This window comes from Leptolyngbya sp. KIOST-1, from assembly GCF_000763385.1.
In the GTDB taxonomy this organism is placed as follows: Bacteria; Cyanobacteriota; Cyanobacteriia; order Phormidesmidales; family Phormidesmidaceae; genus Nodosilinea.
The window spans coordinates 825,356-843,133 of record NZ_JQFA01000002.1 but is presented as its reverse complement, the minus strand read 5'-3'; the positions used below and the strand labels follow the sequence as shown (position 1 = coordinate 843,133).

Below are 17,778 nucleotides of genomic sequence, written 5' to 3'. Positions count from 1 at the left end.
GCACGATAACTGTAAAACCCCAGTTTTGCCAGGGAATCGGTAGGAATCGGTAGACCCTGCGGTGGCAGACTCAAGATCTAGCGCTGTAGCACAAGATCCAGCCCGGCTCTTACCGCCTCGTAGCCAAACAGCAGAATCAGCGAGGTCAGCGTTCCCCCCATCAGGCACAGCACCAGACCCGCCACGCTGATCATTCCGTCGTCGTCGAGCAGGCCAAACCCGGTCACAAAGATACCGATCGCAGGCAGGGTGTTGGTCAGCGGAATGGGCAGCATCATCGAAACCGCCATCAGCGCGATGGCGACGCCAATTACCACCCGCCCTGGGGGACTGGCGCAAATGGGGGTCAGCCGGGGCCGGGAAACGGCCTCCAGCCGCCGCAGCCAGGGGGTGCCGGCCTTGACAAATTTTTGTACCGTCCCCAGGTCAAACTGCTTGTGGCTCCAGCTCTCCGGCAGCCAGGGGCGAGTCCGGCCCACAATCAGCTGCACCGCCAGCAAAAACAGCACAATCCCAAACGGGACGGAGTAGCCGGGGGCAGGCACGGGCAGTGCCGAGGGCAGGGCCAGCAGCACAAACAAAAAGCCAAAGGTGCGCTCGCCAGCCAGGGTCAAGATCTCTTTGAGGCTCACCTGGGTCGTACTGACTTCTTCAAAAAAATAGCGGTTAAGTTCGGTAGAAAGGCGCGCCATAGAAGCAACTATAGGGGAATAAAAATACTGATATTAAAGGGCTTAGCCAGATTTGATGCACGCCCTAACCATAGCAAACCGCGCACCGTCTCTAGCGGTGGGGCGATGGGGGTTCACACCAGCTTTGCAGAGCTGTGTAGTGATTACGGCTTGACTAAGACGTGCTCTTGGAAAAACTGGTGCAGCCGCTGGCCAAATTCGTCGCCAGCCCAGGTGGTCAGGTCGTTGTGGTCGGCATTGGGCACCAGCCAAAGGGCTTTTGGTCCCCCGCTGGCGTGGTACAGCGCTTCACCCATGACCGCTGGCACCGACGCATCGGCCTCGCCGTGGAGATATAGGGCGGGCACCTTCAATCGGCGGACCTTGGCCAGGGAGTCAAACCGCTGGTTGAGCAGCTGACTCACCGGAAACCAGCGGTTGTAGGGGGACAGGGTGGCCATATCGCCCATGGAGGTAAACGACGCCTCCACCACCAGGCCCGCCAGGTGGGGAATGTGGCTGGCCAGCTCAATGGCGATCGCGCCGCCCAGGGAGTGGCCGTAGACCACCAGCTGATGGGGAGCAACTCGTTTTTCATCGCCCAAAAACCGCCAGGCCGCCAGGGCATCTTCGTAGAGGCGCTGCTCGCTAGGGAACGGCCCCGAGCTGAGGCCAAAGCCCCGGTAGTCGATCGCCAGTACAGAAAACCCCAGCGATCGCAGCTGGATCGCCTTGCCCAGATTGCTGGAGACATTGCCAGCATTGCCGTGGAGATACAAAATCGTCAGCGGGTTGCCGCTGTCGGTGGGTAGCCACCAGCCGTGCAGTTTTGCGCCCGGCTCGTCGAGCGGAATCCAGACATCGCTGTAGGCCAGGCCAAAGGACTCCGGAGTCATCTCGATGGTCGAACTGGGCAGGTACATCAGCCGCCGCTGGGCCACCCACAGCCACCCACACAGCGAAAGATAGACAACCCCTGCAACACCCAAAACCCCCACCACAACCTTGATCAGGGCTACGGGTAGGTAGGGGGACAGCGGCGGCAGGTAGTCAAACAGAGGCAGAGTTGTAGCTGTCAGCAACGCCAGGAACACCCAAATGTTTGTCCCTATTATGGGGGATTTGGACAATATTCCCTATGCTCCCCTGTGCCGATTTTTTGGTGACTAAAGGTTTAGTCCCAGCCAATCGGCTCCTCCCACCCTCTTTACCCCTTCACCCCCACGCCGCAGGAAACCGCTCCGCGAACGGGAAGCCGCTATCGTGTCTACCACCCATCCACCCATCCACCCATCCACCCATCCACCCCTTCACCCTACCCCGGCACCCGCCGATGCCACTCCGTCGCCTGTTCGTAGGCGTAGCCCACCTCAAACAGCAGGTCCTCCCGCAGGGCATTGCCGATGAGCTGGAGGCCAATGGGCAGTCCCTGGTCGTCAAAGCCGCAGGGCAGGCTCAGCCCCGGCAACCCGGCCAGGTTCACCGGAATCGTCATCAGGTCGGAGAGGTACATGCTGAGCGGGTCATCCACTTTTTCGCCTGCTTTGAAGGCGGTGGTGGGGGCGGTGGGGCACACCAGCACATCCACCCGGCCAAAGGCGGTTTCAAAGTCCTGCTTGATCAAAGTCCGCACCTTTTGAGCCTTGAGATAGTAAGCGTCGTAGTAGCCTGCCGACAGGGCATAGGTGCCAATCATGATCCGCCGCTTTACCTCGGCCCCAAAGCCCTCGGCGCGGGTCTTGGTGTACATGTCCATCAGGCTGTCGGTGTCCTTGCGGACGCCGTACTTGACACCGTCGTAGCGGGCCAGGTTGGAGGACGCCTCCGAGGGGGCAATGATGTAGTAGGTGGGTAGGCCGTAGGGGAAGCGAGGGCAGGAAATCTCCTGAATCTCCGCCCCCAGATCCTTGAGCTGCTGGATCGCTTTTTCGGTGGCGGCCCGCACGGCGGGGTCAATGCCCTCGGCGGCAAAGGTTTCGGTGATGATGCCCACCCGGCGGCCCTTGAGGTCGGTTTTCAGGCACTGGGTATAGTCGGGAACGCTGACATTCAGGCTGGTGGAGTCGTTAGAGTCGTACCCGGCAATGCCCCCCAGCAAAATCGCAGCATCTTCCACGGTGCGGGTCAGCGGACCGATCTGATCGAGGGAGGAGGCGTAGGCCACCAGGCCAAAGCGCGACACCAAGCCATAGGTGGGCTTCAGCCCCACCACGCCGCAAAAAGAGGCGGGCTGACGAATGGACCCGCCCGTATCGGACCCCAGGGCGACGGCGCACTCTCCAGCCGCCACCGCCGCCGCCGACCCCCCGGAGGACCCACCGGGGACGCGGCTCACATCCCAGGGGTTGCCCGTGATCTGGTAGGCCGAGTTTTCGGTGGAGCTGCCCATCGCAAACTCGTCCAGGTTGGTCTTGCCCAGGGCGATCGCCCCCGCGTCCCGCAGCCGCCCCGTGACGGTGGACTCGTAGGGCGGCACGAAGTTCTCCAAAATCTTGGAGCCGCAGGTGGTGCGGACGCCCTGGGTGCAGAGGTTGTCCTTCAGGGCGATGGGAATACCCGTCAACAGGCCAATGTCTTCTCCGGCGGCAATGCGATCGTCCACCGCCTGCGCCTGGGCCAGGGCCTGCTCGCCAGTGACGGTCAGGTAGCTGTGGATCGTCGGTTCCAGGGCGGCGATCTGGTCGAGGTAGCCCTGGGTGATCTCCACCGCCGATTGCGCTTTGCTAACCAACTGCTGATGCAGGCTACGAATGACTGACATGGCACTCCTTGAGAACGTATCTGGGGGCGGCAACAACGGCACCAATGTACCAGTATAAGGAGTGACGGCATCGCCCAGACATCGCAATTGTCCGCAGGCCAGGTGAAAGGGGACAGGGTGCCAAACGCCATAGGTGACCGTTTGATACTGCAATCGGCTTTAGAAAGCGGCTACAGCTATGGCCCTGAGCGACATCAAAGCCGAGAACCATTTACCTCGACAACGGTGAGAACTCTCAAGGGCAAGGCCCAGCAGCTAGAATAGGGAGCGTCAATTCACCTACATTGCGTCGGTTTGCTGCCTGGGGCCCGCATCTTTCCAGGGTGGGGCAGGCGGTGAAGTCCGGCCTCTTTTATGGCACACACCCGGTTATTTCAGCTTTTGCGACAGGCCGTTGCAAAGGCCTCTTCGGCTGAGGACGACGCTGAACCCTTTAAACCAACTAACCCGGCAGCGGGGGTGACCCTATCGCGGCGGCAGATGCTGCGCTGCTCGGCCCTGGCGGCGGCTCTGGCCATCGATGGCAACCTGCCCCAGGGCGATGCGGGGCGATCGCCCCGCATCGCCATTGTTGGCGGCGGCCTGGCGGGCCTCAATGCCGCCTACACCCTCCAAAAGCTGGGCCTGGCGGCTACGGTCTACGAGGCCAAACCCTACGTGGGCGGGCGCATTCAGTCGCGGGCCGGGCTGGTGATGCCGGGGTTGGTGAATGACCTGGGGGCAGCGTTTATCAACTCCGACCACCGCGACATGCTGGCGCTGGTGGAGGAGCTGGGTCTGGAGCTGTTCGATCGCCGCAGCCTGACCGCCACCCTGCCCTTTCCGGAGGCGGCCTTTTACTTTGAGGGGCGGGCGATCGCCGAGGACGAACTGGTGGCGGCGATGACGCCCCTGGCCCGGCAGATCGGGCGGGATGCGGGCCTGCTGATGGTGGACTTTGACCGCTACGCGCCCCAGTTCGATGCCCTGTCGGTGGCCGACTACCTGGCCCTGCACCGCGACCTGCTGAGCGAGCGGTACGTGGGCTCGCTGCTCTGCGCCACCATTCGCACCGAGTACGGGGTCGAGGCCCACCAGTCGTCGGCGCTGCAGCTGCTCTTTAACCTACCCCAGGTGCGCAACCACCGGGCCGAGCCCTTGGGGGCAGACGAGCTGTTTCTGGTGCAGGGGGGGACGGGGCAAATTCCCCAGGCCCTGGCGGCCCGGCTGCAAACCCCGGTGCAAACGGGCTGGCGGCTGCGATCGCTCCGGTCCCAGGGCCAGGGTTTTTGCCTGGCGTTCAACCGGGGCACCGTGGAGGCCGATTATGTGGTGCTGGCCCTGCCGCTGCCGGCCCTGCGGCGGGTAGATCTGGCGGTGGATCTGCCCTCCACCCTGGGCCAGTTCATTGCCGAGTGTGGCCCAGGCCGCAACGAGAAGATCTTTGCCGGGTTCACCCATCGCCCCTGGCTTCAGCCCCAGGGGTTTACCGGCGGAGCCTGGAGCGACATGGGCTACAGCGGCCTGTGGGACGACACCCAGCGCCAGCGCGACCACCACCAGGGGGTGCTGACCTTCTTTTTGGGCGGCGACGAGCTGGGCGGGGCCGAGGGTCCGGTGACTGAGCGGGGACGGGAGCTGGTGCGGCGCACAGTGCCCTACCTGCGGGAGCTGGCGGCGGCGGCGGGCGATCGCTATGCCCGCACCGCCTGGGCTCAGGACCCAGACTTCGACGGGGCCTACAGCACCTTCCGGCCGGGGCAGTACACCCGGTTCAAGGACTACCTCTACGTGGAGGCGGACGACCCGGCGGTGCGCCAGACGGTGACGGTGGGCAACCTGGCCTTTGCCGGGGAGCAGTTCAGCGATGAGTACTACGGCTACATGAACGGGGCCGCCCAGACCGGGCGACTGGCGGCGGCGGCTATCTATGGGGCGATCGCTTCGCCGCCTGTAACCGGCTCCCATTTGGAACTGGGCCGGCAACCTCACTCACCCGTCCAGGGACTGACTTGAAGTATGAAGGTTGGGGCGGGGCAAACAGCTGTTTGCCCCACCGAGAGGTGTTGCAGGTTTGCTTTAAACCTGAACATCCACACCAGGGATTTCGTGGGGCATTGCAGTGCAATGCCCCTACAAAAAGAACCCACAAAAAGAAAGGCCCTGGAATTTAATCGTTCCAGGGCCTTTGGTATTAAAGGGTCACTTAATTTGGCTCAACCCAGGCCAGGTGTTGCCAACTCAGTTTTGCGCGACTAGTCACGGTTGATGGCGATCAGCAGGCGCAGAATGAACACAAACAGGTTGATGTAGGTGAGGTACATCGACAGGGCCGCCGACAGATACTGCTCGTCTTTGTAGGTGCGGGGCAGGATGAAAAAGTCCACCACCGAAGCGCCGCAGAACACGAGTACGCCCAGGCCAGAGATCGCAATGTCCAGGAACTGAGGAATGGGGCCGCCGAACAGGCTAAAGATAAACTGACCGACCACCGCCAGCAGCACGGCGACAACGCCGATGCCGATGGTTTTGGTCAGGGCAAAGCCGTCTTCCTCAGACAGATTGGAGCCAATCTGGCGGGCGGCAATGAACACCACGCCGCAGGCCAGCGCCGCCGACCCAATGCCCATAATGCCAACCCCGGCGGTGCCCAGGGCCACAGCCAGCAGACCGCTCAGGGTGTAGCCCGTCAGCAGGCTGTAGGTGGCCAGCAGGGGCAGGGCGGTGCCATTGTTGCCCTTGGCTGCGATGTTCATGGCCACAAAGAAGAGCACCAGTTGGGCAATCAGGGCGACCCAAAACGTGGGCATAAAGATGGCCGGATTGCTAGCCATCACACTCAAACCGCCAAAGGAACCCAGGGCGGTTAAGATCAGGCCACCACCAACAAAGGGCAGGGCATTTTTAACAACGTTGGGGCCGACTAGGGACTGCCCCCTGGCCTTGTTAATGGCTTCACGAAAGTTGCTGGTATTACTCAAAGCCCTATCCTCATACGACGAAGTAGATTTGGCAAAATTAGGTAAGTGCCTCAGGCCGGGCGATCGCATGGCCTGCTAAAACAGACCTGAACGCTAGCTTAACCGCTCAGCCCAGGTAAATTTGTTTTCCTTAACTAGAATTTTAGTCAACTTTGTCGGATTGAGCAGGCGGCTTGGGGTGTGGATATCTACCCGTTGGAGAGAAAAAAGATAGGACGACTGGGCCGGGGCAGCTACCAGTACCTGTGATCACACGCACGAGGGTAAGGACGATGGCGATGGACAGAGGCCGAGATAGGGAGGAACGGGCGCGATCGCAGTGGAGCCGCCCTGGGAACCCTCTACCGCGCTGGAGTCAGCGCCTGTTGGGTATGGTCGTTGTGGGCGCACTGCTGGGGGCACCGATGGCCCATGCCCAGGAGAGTCCCCCGGTTCAGTCCGATCGCGTCATTCGCCCCAACCGTCGCGTCATCATTCGCCAGTCGCCGGTGATTATTCGGCAGCCACCGATCATCATCGTGCCCTACCCCCGCCCCAACCCTCAGCAGGAACAGGTCAGAGTTGAGTTCGATGCCCGGGGCCGCGACTGGGGGGCCGTCTACCTGAACAATCGCCTGGTCTACCGCCCCCACAACCACGATCGCCAGAAAACCCTCTACCTGCCCCCCGGCGGCTACCGGCTCGAAATTACCGGCGTGGTCCGCTCCGACGTTTGGGCCAACGGCTACCTCGACCTGGGGCGAGATAGCTCCCGCCTGGTGGTGATCCGCTTTTCCAAGGCCGAGGGGGTAACCGTTTCGGGCAGCCCCTACGTCTGGATCCCAGATTGAGGGGTAGGGGGTAGAGGGTGAGGGGTAGGGGGTAGAGGGTGAGGGGTAAGGGGTCAAGGAAGATACCTACTCCCCACTCCCTACTCCCCACTCCCCACTCCCCACTCCCCACTCCCCACTCCCTACTCCCTACTCCCTACTCCCTACTCCCTACTCCCTACTCCCCACTCCCCACTCCCTACTCCCCACTCCCTACCCCTCACCGCAGCAGCGCAATCTTGATCGCCTCGGGGTGGCCGGGGTTGCCGTGGATCACCAGGCTGCGCTGGTTGGCGTGGAGGTGTCGCGCGATCGCGTAGATGGTCTCGATCTGGTCGGGTGCCCCCGCCCTTGTCGCCAGATCGCTCAGGCTGAGGGGCTGATCGCTCTGGGCCAGGGTGCTGACAATAGCCTGCTGCAGGTCGAGCACCCCAGCGGCGGCCTGTTTGCCCGCCTCCACCCCCGGCTGGTGGTAGGCGTTGATATTCACCAGCGAGGCGTAGAAGCCCACCGCCCGCTCGTAGAGGGCAATTAGGGCCCCAACCGTGTGGGCGTTGACCTCGGGAATGGTGAGGGTAATCGACTGGCGCTGGTTTTCGTAGAGCGCCTTGCGGGTGCCCTGCAAAAAGCCAAACAGAAAGTCGCCGCTGGTGGCACCGGGCTCCATCTCCACCGAGTCTCCGGCCCGGTCCTTCAGCACCTCGATAAAGGTGACAAAGAAGCTGGCCACCCCCTCGCGCAGCTGCTGCACGTAGGCGTGTTGGTCGGTGGAGCCTTTGTTGCCATAGACGGCGATGCCCTGGTAGACCAGGTTGCCATCCAGGTCTTTTTCCTTGCCCAGCGACTCCATCACCAGCTGCTGCAGGTAGCGGCTAAACAGCAGCAGACTGTCCTTGTAGGGCAGCACCACCATGTCCTTTTCGCCCTTGCCGTTGCCCGCGTAGTACCAGGCCAGGGCAATCAGGGCGGCGGGGTTGCGGCGCAGGTCGGGGATGCGGGTGGCGGCGTCCATTTCCTTGGCCCCGCCCAAAATTGAGCGAATGCTGATGCTCTGCAGAGCGGCGGGCAGCAGCCCCACCGCCGACAACTCGGAGGTGCGCCCCCCCACCCAGTCGCGCATGGGGAAGGTGGCCAACCAGCCCTCGCTGAGGGCCTGATTTTCCAGCTTGCTGCCCCGTCCGGTGACGGCCACGGCCTGCTTGGGAAAGTTGAGCCCCCGCTGCTCAAACCGGGTGCGGACTTCGACCATGCCGTTGCGGGTTTCGGCCGTGCCCCCCGACTTAGAGGTGACGATCACCAGGGTGGTGGGCAGCTTGTCTTCGAGGCGAGCCAGCAGGCGATCGATGCCCTCGGGATCGGTGTTGTCGATGAAGTGGATAGCCAGGGGCGGAAAGTCTGGCCCCAGGGCCTGCGCCACAAACTGCGGACCCAGGGCTGAACCGCCGATGCCGATGGAGAGCACGTCGGTGAAGTGCTCTTGCCCCGGGGGGTAAATGCTGCCGGTGCGCACCTGACTGGCAAACTGCTCAATGCTGGTCAGGGTCTCCAGAATGTCCTGCTTCAGCTCGGGGGTAGGGGCCAGGTCGGCATCGCGCAGCCAGTAGTGGCCCACCATGCGGTTTTCGTCGGGGTTGGCGATCGCCCCCGCCTCCAGCGCCGCCATGTCCGCAAAGGCCTTTTCGAAGCGGGGCTGCATGGCCGCTACAAAGGCATCGTCAAAGCCCATGCGGCTAACATCCAGGTAAAAGCCCAGACCCTCATGGTAGTAGAGCCAGTCTTTGTAGCGTTGCCAGAGAGCGGCGGCATCCATCCTGTAACTCCTCGGTCTAAACTGTGTTCACTAACGTTCTGAGGTGCAGTTTAGAATAGGACGGCGACGCCGACAAAAAGGGTGGCTAAACATACCGCCTATCCATCCATGAGCCCAGATTAACCACTTTGCGTTCTGGAGCTATTCTGACCCGCTGCAGCCCTACTCACCCGGCCTTGAAGGCTCGCAGACGGGTTGAGAGGCTGCGAATCACTTCGAGGGCAAATAGCGGGGTTTCCTGCACCAAAAATTTAAAGTGAGCTTCATCGACCAGCGCTAGCCGACAATCGGTTTTGGCCACCGCTGTCGAGGCTCGCACGTGGGGAATTTGCACCAGGGCGCCTTCGCCAAAGACATCTCCCGTAGAAATGGTTTCCACCACGGCTCCTGCCACCCACAGCTCCACGGTGCCCTCCATCACGCCATACATGTAGTTGCCGGGGGTGCCGATCTCAAAAATGGTATCGCCAGCCCCATAGGTCTGATGGTTCGGGGTTGTGGCCAACAGCTCAATGACTTGAATCGGTTCTAGCATGGGTCAGGGGTACAGATCAGGCCGCCGTAATTTTATAGCGCAGCCATGGCCATAAGATTAACGACACCTTAAGCTAATTGCCTCCGAAACTGGCCGCCACTGACCGACGACGATCTCCATCCCGGCTCTTATAAATTTCTTATGGTTGCTGTAATAATGTGTCGCAATGCATGTGTCGCACCGCGACCTATCTATAGAGGAGTATTTATCCATGGCCAACGGTATAGGGGGGCGTCGCGCCCGGGCGCGCAGCTTTTGGGACGACTTTAGAGCCTTTGCGCTCAAGGGGAATGTGGTTGACCTGGCCGTAGCGGTTATTATCGGCGGTGCCTTTGGGGCGATCATCACCTCCCTGGTCGAAGATATTCTGATGCCCGCCATCATTAACCCGCTGCTGGCCGAGGCTGGCACCGACTGGCGCGAGGCGGTGGTTGGCCCTGGCATTCGCCTGGGCAGCTTTTTGGGCACCATTATCGACTTTTTGATCATTGCCCTGGTGCTGTTCCTGATCATTCGCACCTTTGAGCGTTTGAAGCGTAAGGAGGCCGCCGCCGACCCAGAACCCACCATTGAAGAAAAGCTCAACGATACCCTGACTCGTCTCACCGCCTATCTGGAGAGTCGTCCCCGATAGGCCGTCTGGGGTCTCTCTGAGGTGCAGTAGCGGGCTGACCCAAGGGCGGAGACAAAGTCTGCCCAGAGTCGTTATAGTAATCGCTAATCGCTGGTTACCCGCTCTGCCACTATGCCCTCCCAACGTCAAAAACAGCTGATTGAATTTCTCCAGACGGAGTTAGCCGTTTCGTCGGAGGCGATCGCCATGGGGCTGCGAAAAGCCGGACAGACCACCAATCTGTTACCCATGGCCCTGTGGCAGTACGGTCTGGTCACCACCGAACAGCTCAGCCAGATTTTTGACTGGCTGGAGGATGTCGGCCCCGCCGCGCCCTGAGGCCGCCCTGCGCTTACTGCCGTTGGGTTACGCTCCGCTTTACCCAATCTACGGAAAACCTAATTTTTAGCTTTGACGCTGCACTGGGGGCTGTCATCAACCAGCTGCTAATCGCTTAAAAATCAAGGGATACAGCCCCTAGCCTGTCGTTTGAGTTGGGCGTAGCAAAGCCTGATATATAGCGATGGCCATTGCGCTTAGGACATTGGCCTCTTCCAAAGGCAAAAACTGGGGCAAAGGCAAAAACTGGGGCGGTGCAATGGCGTATAACCCTCGCTTTAGGGACATGGGTCATGTCCTAGCGGTTCTTCTAACGGTGCTAATGAGTCAGCAAAAAAAGTCGGTGTAGGCGCTGCGGCTGTGGCTGAGTTGGGGTCCCTGACCGTAGGCTCGCTGAATGTTGTCAAAGGTCATAACGGCGGCGGGGGTGTCGTCGGCAAGCAGGCGGCGGTTGAGCAGCAGCAGGCGATCGTAGCGCTGCAGCGCGTCGCCCCACTCGTGGTTGCACACCATCAGGGTTTTGCCTTCGGCCTGGAGTTCGGCAAAGATGCCCAGCATCAGGGCTTCGGTTTTTTTGTCGATGCCGGTGAAGGGTTCGTCCAAAAGCAGCAGGTCAGCGTTCTGGGCCAGGGCGCGGGCCAGAAATACGCGCTGCTGCTGACCGCCGGAGAGCTGACCGATGGGGCGATCGCACAGGTGCAGCATATCCACCCGCTCCAGGGCTACCGTAACCCGCTGTTTGGCCCGCTGACTGGGTTGGCGAAACCAGCCCGCCAGGGCGGACTGGGCCATCATCGCCACCTGCCCAGCGGTAATCGGGTAGTTCCAGTCGATGCGCGATCGCTGGGGCACGTAGGCGATCAACCGCCGCCGTCGCCGCAGCGGCATTCCCTGAAATAGCACCTGCCCACGGCTGGGCACCAGCCCCAGCATGGCCTGAATCAGGGTGCTTTTGCCTGCTCCGTTGGGGCCAATCAACCCCACCAGTTCCCCCGCCCCTACCGATAGGGAAACATCCTCCAGGGCCGTCACTCCCCGGTAGTTGACAGACAGGTTTTGAACCTCTAGCATGGCACCCATGAAATGATAACCATTATCACTTTCATCATAGTCGAGTTATCCATTTCTGGCTATCTCCAGGCCTGAACGGGGATGAGGATTATTTCTAGGAGGAAGAGGCAATGGTTTTCAATCCAGGGACGGCGACGGTGGTTCGCTGGTCGGGACGCCTGGGCCTGGTGCTGGCCCTCGGTTTAGTCGGCTGCAGCGGTGACGATGTTGCGGTGACATCCCCCGACGATGCCGCCGCTGCTGAGGCTGAAAGTCCGGTGGTGGTGGCGACTACCAGCGTAATCTGCGATTTGACCGAGCAGATTGCAGAGACAACGGTAGCGCTCACCTGTCTGCTCGAGCCCGGCGTCGATCCCCACACCTACCAGGTCCGGCCCTCCGATCGCCAGGCGATTGAGCAGGCCGATCTGATTCTCTACGACGGCTACAACGCAGCGCCCAGCCTGATTGCTGTGGTCGAAAACAGCACCACCGCTGCCGAACGGGTAGCGGTTTTTGAAGTGGCGGTGCCCGATCCGCTTTTGGGGGCAGCCCATGACCACAGTCACGACCACGGCCATGATCACAGCCACGACCACGGTCATGACCATGACCACGACCACGGCCACGACCACGACCATGACCACGGCGCTACGGCGGACGGTGAGCTAGTGCCCGATCCCCACGTCTGGCACAATCCCATCCACAACGCCGCCATGGTGAGCGTCATTGCTGACTCGCTGGCGCAGATCAACCCCGACCAGGCCGATTTCTATGCAGAAAACGCCGATCGCCTGGCCAGCCAGTTCGCCGAAATCGATCGTTGGATTCAGGCCCAGGTGACAACGGTGCCCGCCGACCAGCGACAGTTGGTCACCACCCACGAGGCGTTTAACTACTTTGCCGCTGCCTATGGCTTTGAGGTGAAGGGGGCACTCAGCGGGTTGAGTACTGAGGAAAGGCCCACCCCTGGGGCGATGAGGGCCCTGGTCGATCAGGTGAAGGCCGCCCAGGTGCCCGCCATCTTTGCCGAAGACACCACCAACCCGCAGCTGATCGAATCGGTGGCCAACGATGCCGGGGTGAGCGTAGCCGAGCAGCCGCTGCTCGTCGAAGGTCCAGGGGAGCGGGGCAGCGATGCCGAAACCGTACAGGCCATGCTGGTGGCCAACACCTGCACGATTGTGTCGGCTCTGGGGGGAGAGTGCGATCGCGCCAGTGCCCCCCTGTAGGTTTGCGAGCTGCCGTTGACCCCAGCGCTCAGCCCCCGCAGACCCCGTGCGCCCGTCAGGGTTTAGTCCTTTGAACTGGTACCGTAAGGCATTGTTACGGCTGCGGGGATTGAGCGGTCCGGCTTTCTATAATTGAGGTGTAGCCGAACGCCGCTGGCCTGGCTCCTCCACTGTCTCTAGCGCTGCACTTCCAGAGAGCCTAAAACGCGGGCCTGTATCCAGGAGACAAACCGCCATGTTTAAGAAAATCTTGGTTGCTCTCGATAACTCACCCCATCGCGAAGCCGTGTTTGAAAAAGCGCTGGACCTCGCCCGCGCTACCCAAGCTCAGCTCATGCTCTGCCATGTGCTCTCCGCCTACGAAGATGGCAGCCCCGGCATTCCCATTCGCTCCTACCAGGCCTACTATCCAGTGCTCGAAGACTCCACCTGGCGGCTGTACCAGCAGCGGTGGGAGGAGTTTGAAGCCCAGGGCATTGCCCAACTGCGCCAGGAGCAGGAAATTGCCGCCGCCGCCGGGGTCACCGCTGAATTTACCCAGGTGACCGGGGAACCCGCCGCCATGATCTGCAACGTGGCCGACTCGTGGCAGGCCGACCTGATTATGGTGGGAAGCCACGGTCGGCGGGGCCTCAGCGAACTGCTGCTGGGCAGCGTCAGCAACTACGTCATGCACCGGGCCACCTGCTCAGTGCTGGTGGTGCATCCAACGACTGACGCCGCTAGCACCCCCGCCCCCGCCACGGCCAGCGCCACGGCCTAGGGCCGCTACCGATAGCTCCTGACCCGCTTGTCTAGCTGCTGCTTGCTCACCCAGGCGACAAACCGTTGTAGCCTGGGTTCAGCCTGCAGGCGTTCTAAAGTGTTGAACTCGCGGGCCAGGGTGTGGTTGTCGAACAGGGTATGAATGTGTTTGTGGCAGGGGCGGCACAGCAGCACCGTGTCACTGGTGGGGAGCTTGCGCCTGCGGGTGTACTGGCGGGGCACCAGGTGATGTTCAGTCAGATCGGCCACCGGACGATGGCACAGCTGGCAGGGCATGGGCACTGGCTTGGCTACAGACATGACTCCTCTATTCTGGCCAATTCACCTCTGAGTCGCCAAAATAAATGGTCCCTGGCTGACGGGCCAGGGACCAAAGAATAATCTATTCAGAGTAATGTGTTATGGGCGGTAAGCGAAAAGCCTCATCGGCCAGCAAAACCAAATCCAGTAAGGGCCTGCAGCCTTAGGCCTTACGGGAGTAGTACTCAACCACCAGCAGTTCGTTGATGTTGAGGGCCACCCACTCGCGCTCAATGATGCCGTTGACCTTGGCGGTCAGCTTGGCTTTGTCCAGTTCGAGATGGCTGGGCACGTTGGCCAGACCGGGAAACTCCAGGTTGGCTTCAACCAGTTTCTTGGAGGCATCGCGATCGCGCACGGTGATCACATCACCGGGGCGGCACTGGTAGCTGGGAATTGACACCACCCGACCGTTGACGCAGATGTGGCCGTGGTTGACTACCTGACGGGCCGAGGGAATGGTGGGCCCAAAGCCAAGCCGAAAGACAGTGTTGTCGAGCCGCATTTCGAGCAGCTGTAGGATCACCAGCCCGGTCGAACCACCGGCCCGACGGGCTTTCTTCACGTAGCGCAGCAGCTGCTTCTCGGTCAGGCCGTAGTTGAAGCGCAGCTTTTGCTTTTCTTCGAGCCGCACCGCATATTCAGACTTTTTCTTGCGGTCCTGGCCGTGCTGCCCAGGGGGATAGGCCTTGCGGGGGGATTTGCGGGACAGACCCGGTAGCTCACCCAGGCGGCGTACAACCCGCAGGCGAGCGCCTCTGTATCGCGCCATAAACGTTTACTCTCCGAACATTTTCCAAAGATTCTAATCTTAGCGTTGATGCACGATAAGATCAATGGTTTGTGGGGGGATTTGGGATTTGGGTATCGGGTTTTGGGTTTTGGGCACCCATGCCCCCATGCACCCATCTACTTACCCACTCCCCGACTCCCTAATTCTGGCTCAGGCGGCTGAGAAACGCCCTCAGGCGATCGCTGCGGGGATGGCTAAACACCTCTCCCGGCCTGCCTTCTTCTTCGATGACGCCGTCGTTGAAAAACAGCACCCGGTTGGAGACTTCGCGGGCAAACTGCATTTCGTGGGTGACCACCACCATGGTCATGCCCTCCTCGGCCAGCTGGCGCATCACCCCCAGTACCTCGCCGACGAGTTCGGGGTCAAGGGCGCTGGTGGGCTCGTCAAACAGGATGGCGACGGGCTTCATACAGAGGCTGCGGGCGATCGCCACCCGCTGCTTTTGGCCACCGGAAAGCTGCTCGGGATAGGCCTCGGCGCGATCGCTGAGGCCCACTTTGGCCAGGTAGTGGGCGGCCAGGTCCTGACAGTCGCCGGCCGGAAACTTGAGTACCTTGCGCGGGGCCAGCATCAAATTTTCCAGCACCGTCAGGTGAGGGAACAGGTTGAAGTGCTGAAACACCATGCTCACCTGGCTGCGCAGGTGGTAGAGCGCCTGCCGGGGCAGCTTAGGGGCCGACACGTCCTGCCCCATCACCTCCAGGTGACCCTGGTTGATGGCCTCTAGCCGATTTAGGCAGCGCAGGAAGGTGCTCTTGCCGCAGCCCGACGGGCCAATGATTGACACCACATCGCCCTTAGTAAAGGCGGTGCTAACTCCCTTGAGCACCTCGATGGGACCGTAGCTCTTGTGCAGGTTTTCGCAGGCAATCACCGGGGTGTCGATCGCAGGCAGGGTAGCGGTCATAGAGACTGTGCCAAAAGGGGATAGCTGAATGGCGGATGGACCAAATCCAGCTCAGGTTCTGGAGTTTCTCCAGGTAAACCCCCACCTCTGGACTTGGATGAGATTTCTATATTACAGAGAATCACTGGCCCTTCAGGGGATCTGTATCGTAAAAAACATTTTTGCCGGAGCAGAATTGACTATGGTGCCTCAAACCTGGCGCTGTACCTGGCGCTGTTAAGTAGGGTTTGAGGTCTGCACAGTTTGCTGCCTGAATCGCTTATTCTGTTTGATCATTGAGGTGGTTGCGGCCCATGGTTCCTCGTATCTTGGCTAATCGGTTCTTGGCTAATCGGTGGTGGAAGCGGGTGCTGAGCCTCCTGCTCGGTCTGGTGTTGGGGCTGGGGGCGGCTCAGCTTGCCGGGGTGGCCCAGGCTCCCCCCACGGTGTGGGAGGTGGGCACCGAACCTGCCTTTCCCCCCTTTGAAATGCGGGACGACGCCACTGGTAACCTGACTGGCTTCGATATTGAGCTGATGCAGGCGATCGGTGAGACCGCCGGGCGCGAGGTACGCTTTGTCAGTCTGCCCTTCGACGGCCTGGTGCCCGCCCTGCAGTCCAACACCATCGATGCCGCCATCAGCGGTATGACCATCACCGCCGAACGGGCGCAGACGATTGACTTTTCGCGGCCCTACTTTGAGGCGGGCCTGGCGATCGCGGTCCGGGAGAGCAACGACAGCATCAACTCCCTGGAGGACCTGGCGGGCCAGCGGATTGCCGTTCAGATTGGTACCACCGGAGCGGAGCAGGCGGCCCAGGTGGAGGGTGCAGCCATTAGCACCTTCGACAGTGCCCCCCTGGCCCTGCAGGAGCTGCTGAATGGCCGGGTCGATGCGGTGGTCAACGACCTGCCCGTGACGCTCTACGCCATCAACGAGGCCAATCTGCAGGGGATTAAAATTGTCGGCGAGCTGGTCACCGAGGAGTACTACGGCATCGCCCTGCCGAAAAATTCCCCCGCCCTGGCCGACATCAACACCGCCCTCGACACCCTGCTACAGGACGGCACCTACGCCGAGATCTACCGGCGCTGGTTCTCCGCCGAGCCGCCAGAACTGCCCGCTGTGGCCCCGGCTTTGGCCCAGGCCGGTACCGCCACGGGCCTGGCTTGGGGCCGCCTGTTCCAAAACCTGATCCGGGGGGCGTGGATCACCATTCTGCTGACGGCGTTTTCGTTCTTCTTGGGCCTGATTGGCGGGGCGCTGGTGGCCTTTGCCATGATCTCGCCGATCAAGCCACTGCGCTGGCTCTGCCGCATCTACGTCGATTTCTTTCGCGGCACGCCCATGCTGGTGCAGCTGTTTATGATTTACTTCGGCCTGCCCGCCCTGTTCCAGAATCTGGGCTTTGAGTTCAGCTTTAACCGTATCTTTGCCGCGGTTTTGGCCCTCAGCCTGAATGTGGCGGCCTACCTGGCCGAGATTTTGCGGGGCGGCATTCAGTCGATCGATCGCGGCCAGTGGGAGGCGGGCGAATCCCTGGCCATGAACCCAGTTGAGACCATGCGCTACGTGATCTTTCCCCAGGCCTTTCGGCGCATTTTGCCCCCCCTGGGCAATGAGTTCATCACCCTGATCAAAGACACCAGTTTGGCGGCGGTGATCGGCTTTGAGGAGCTGTTTCGCCAGGGGCAGCTGACGGTGGCCACCACCTACCGTGCCTTTGAGGTGTATCTGGCGGTGGCGATCGTCTACCTGGTGATGACCTCCCTGGCCTCGCTGGTGTTTAAGCGCCTGGAGGTCTACATGGACCCGATCAATCGACCCAAAAAGGCGAAGAAAGACCCGGTCCCCTCGGCGATCGGAGCCTAGCCAGGAGCATCCAACCGGGCTGGGCTATCGTTTCCGTATGTCCCGGCGGGCAACCGCAACGGAGACTTCGACCCACTCGTGGAGCTGCTCCAGGTCGTCAGCCGCCAAACATGGCCCGCGCCGTGACCGGGGCCACCTGGTTCAATCGGTGAACTACGACATCTTTGAACGTCTGGCTACTGTGTCTGCTGTCCAACACTGATCAAAATTTGATACACAAACAGGCGACGCAGCGCAGCCGTTTCCTCCTGCTGCTGGTTGGCTGAGACGTGAAGTTCTGCGGTAACCACTACGCTACTCGCTACCCCGACCAGGATTAATACGATGTTCCTGAGAATGAGGTAGGTGGGAAGACAGCGCTTTTTCATGGGGGAACC

18 protein-coding genes are annotated in these 17,778 nt (G+C 61.1%); 7 read left to right on the top strand and 11 right to left on the bottom strand.

Annotation, left to right across the window (positions count from 1 at the left end; translation table 11 throughout):
• Positions 1–77: 77 nt before the first annotated feature.
• The 3 genes from NF78_RS03755 to gatA form a co-directional block, all read right to left on the bottom strand.
• Positions 78–692 (bottom strand): exopolysaccharide biosynthesis protein, encoded by a 615-nt coding sequence (locus NF78_RS03755; protein ID WP_035984942.1) that lies wholly within the window; start codon positions 690–692, stop codon positions 78–80.
• Between the two features lie 143 nt (positions 693–835).
• Positions 836–1,753 (bottom strand): alpha/beta hydrolase, encoded by a 918-nt coding sequence (locus NF78_RS03750; protein ID WP_225885221.1) that lies wholly within the window; start codon positions 1,751–1,753, stop codon positions 836–838.
• A gap of 233 nt (positions 1,754–1,986) precedes the next feature.
• Positions 1,987–3,432: an Asp-tRNA(Asn)/Glu-tRNA(Gln) amidotransferase subunit GatA gene (gene gatA / locus NF78_RS03745; RefSeq protein ID WP_035984941.1), complete on the bottom strand. Its 1,446-nt coding sequence runs from the start codon at positions 3,430–3,432 to the stop codon at positions 1,987–1,989.
• 354 nt (positions 3,433–3,786) lie between these two features.
• Between gatA and NF78_RS03740 the strand changes: the two genes are divergently transcribed.
• A complete protein-coding gene (locus NF78_RS03740) occupies positions 3,787–5,427 on the top strand; it encodes a flavin monoamine oxidase family protein (protein ID WP_081972496.1) in 1,641 nt (546 codons plus the stop codon).
• Positions 5,428–5,666: 239 nt separating this feature from the next.
• Here the strand turns inward: NF78_RS03740 and NF78_RS03735 are convergent, their stop codons facing one another.
• Positions 5,667–6,392 (bottom strand): Bax inhibitor-1 family protein, encoded by a 726-nt coding sequence (locus NF78_RS03735; RefSeq protein ID WP_035984940.1) that lies wholly within the window; start codon positions 6,390–6,392, stop codon positions 5,667–5,669.
• Between the two features lie 272 nt (positions 6,393–6,664).
• On the opposite strand from NF78_RS03735, the gene NF78_RS03730 reads away from it, so the two are divergent.
• A complete protein-coding gene (locus NF78_RS03730) occupies positions 6,665–7,222 on the top strand; it encodes a hypothetical protein (RefSeq protein ID WP_156119633.1) in 558 nt (185 codons plus the stop codon).
• Positions 7,223–7,421: 199 nt separating this feature from the next.
• Here the strand turns inward: NF78_RS03730 and NF78_RS03725 are convergent, their stop codons facing one another.
• Together NF78_RS03725 and NF78_RS03720 are read right to left on the bottom strand one after the other, a co-directional pair.
• Positions 7,422–9,011: a glucose-6-phosphate isomerase gene (locus NF78_RS03725; protein WP_035984938.1), complete on the bottom strand. Its 1,590-nt coding sequence runs from the start codon at positions 9,009–9,011 to the stop codon at positions 7,422–7,424.
• A gap of 166 nt (positions 9,012–9,177) precedes the next feature.
• Positions 9,178–9,546 (bottom strand): cyclic nucleotide-binding domain-containing protein, encoded by a 369-nt coding sequence (locus tag NF78_RS03720; protein ID WP_035984937.1) that lies wholly within the window; start codon positions 9,544–9,546, stop codon positions 9,178–9,180.
• 211 nt (positions 9,547–9,757) lie between these two features.
• On the opposite strand from NF78_RS03720, the gene mscL reads away from it, so the two are divergent.
• Positions 9,758–10,180 carry a large conductance mechanosensitive channel protein MscL gene (gene mscL, locus NF78_RS03715; protein WP_035984936.1) on the top strand — a complete coding sequence of 141 codons (423 nt, stop codon included), beginning with the start codon at positions 9,758–9,760 and terminating at the stop codon, positions 10,178–10,180.
• 111 nt (positions 10,181–10,291) lie between these two features.
• Entirely contained in the window at positions 10,292–10,498 is a 207-nt protein-coding gene (locus tag NF78_RS03710; protein WP_035984934.1) for a DUF2949 domain-containing protein, read from the top strand.
• Positions 10,499–10,825: 327 nt separating this feature from the next.
• On the opposite strand, the gene NF78_RS03705 is transcribed toward NF78_RS03710, so the two are convergent.
• Positions 10,826–11,569, bottom strand: a complete 744-nt coding sequence (locus NF78_RS03705) for a metal ABC transporter ATP-binding protein (protein WP_035988622.1) — start codon at positions 11,567–11,569, stop codon at positions 10,826–10,828.
• A gap of 110 nt (positions 11,570–11,679) precedes the next feature.
• On the opposite strand from NF78_RS03705, the gene NF78_RS03700 reads away from it, so the two are divergent.
• Both NF78_RS03700 and NF78_RS03695 read left to right on the top strand, forming a co-directional pair.
• Entirely contained in the window at positions 11,680–12,780 is a 1,101-nt protein-coding gene (locus NF78_RS03700) for a metal ABC transporter solute-binding protein, Zn/Mn family (protein ID WP_035984933.1), read from the top strand.
• A 235-nt stretch (positions 12,781–13,015) separates the two neighbouring features.
• Positions 13,016–13,543: a universal stress protein gene (locus tag NF78_RS03695; RefSeq protein WP_035984931.1), complete on the top strand. Its 528-nt coding sequence runs from the start codon at positions 13,016–13,018 to the stop codon at positions 13,541–13,543.
• A gap of 5 nt (positions 13,544–13,548) precedes the next feature.
• Here the strand turns inward: NF78_RS03695 and NF78_RS03690 are convergent, their stop codons facing one another.
• From NF78_RS03690 to NF78_RS03680, 3 genes are all read right to left on the bottom strand, one after another.
• Positions 13,549–13,845: an HNH endonuclease gene (locus NF78_RS03690; RefSeq protein WP_225885220.1), complete on the bottom strand. Its 297-nt coding sequence runs from the start codon at positions 13,843–13,845 to the stop codon at positions 13,549–13,551.
• 163 nt (positions 13,846–14,008) lie between these two features.
• On the bottom strand, positions 14,009–14,617 hold the full coding sequence (rpsD, locus tag NF78_RS03685; protein WP_035984929.1) for a 30S ribosomal protein S4: 609 nt from the start codon (positions 14,615–14,617) through the stop codon (positions 14,009–14,011).
• A gap of 160 nt (positions 14,618–14,777) precedes the next feature.
• A complete protein-coding gene (locus NF78_RS03680; RefSeq protein ID WP_035984928.1) occupies positions 14,778–15,548 on the bottom strand; it encodes an amino acid ABC transporter ATP-binding protein in 771 nt (256 codons plus the stop codon).
• A gap of 293 nt (positions 15,549–15,841) precedes the next feature.
• Between NF78_RS03680 and NF78_RS03675 the strand changes: the two genes are divergently transcribed.
• The gene (locus tag NF78_RS03675) at positions 15,842–17,401 is read left to right on the top strand and encodes an ABC transporter permease subunit (RefSeq protein ID WP_052049737.1); all 1,560 of its coding nucleotides are present in this window, start codon (positions 15,842–15,844) and stop codon (positions 17,399–17,401) included.
• A gap of 176 nt (positions 17,402–17,577) precedes the next feature.
• On the opposite strand, the gene NF78_RS03670 is transcribed toward NF78_RS03675, so the two are convergent.
• Complete coding sequence (locus NF78_RS03670; RefSeq protein WP_035984926.1) at positions 17,578–17,769, bottom strand: hypothetical protein; 192 nt, start codon at positions 17,767–17,769, stop codon at positions 17,578–17,580.
• Positions 17,770–17,778 lie beyond the last annotated feature (9 nt).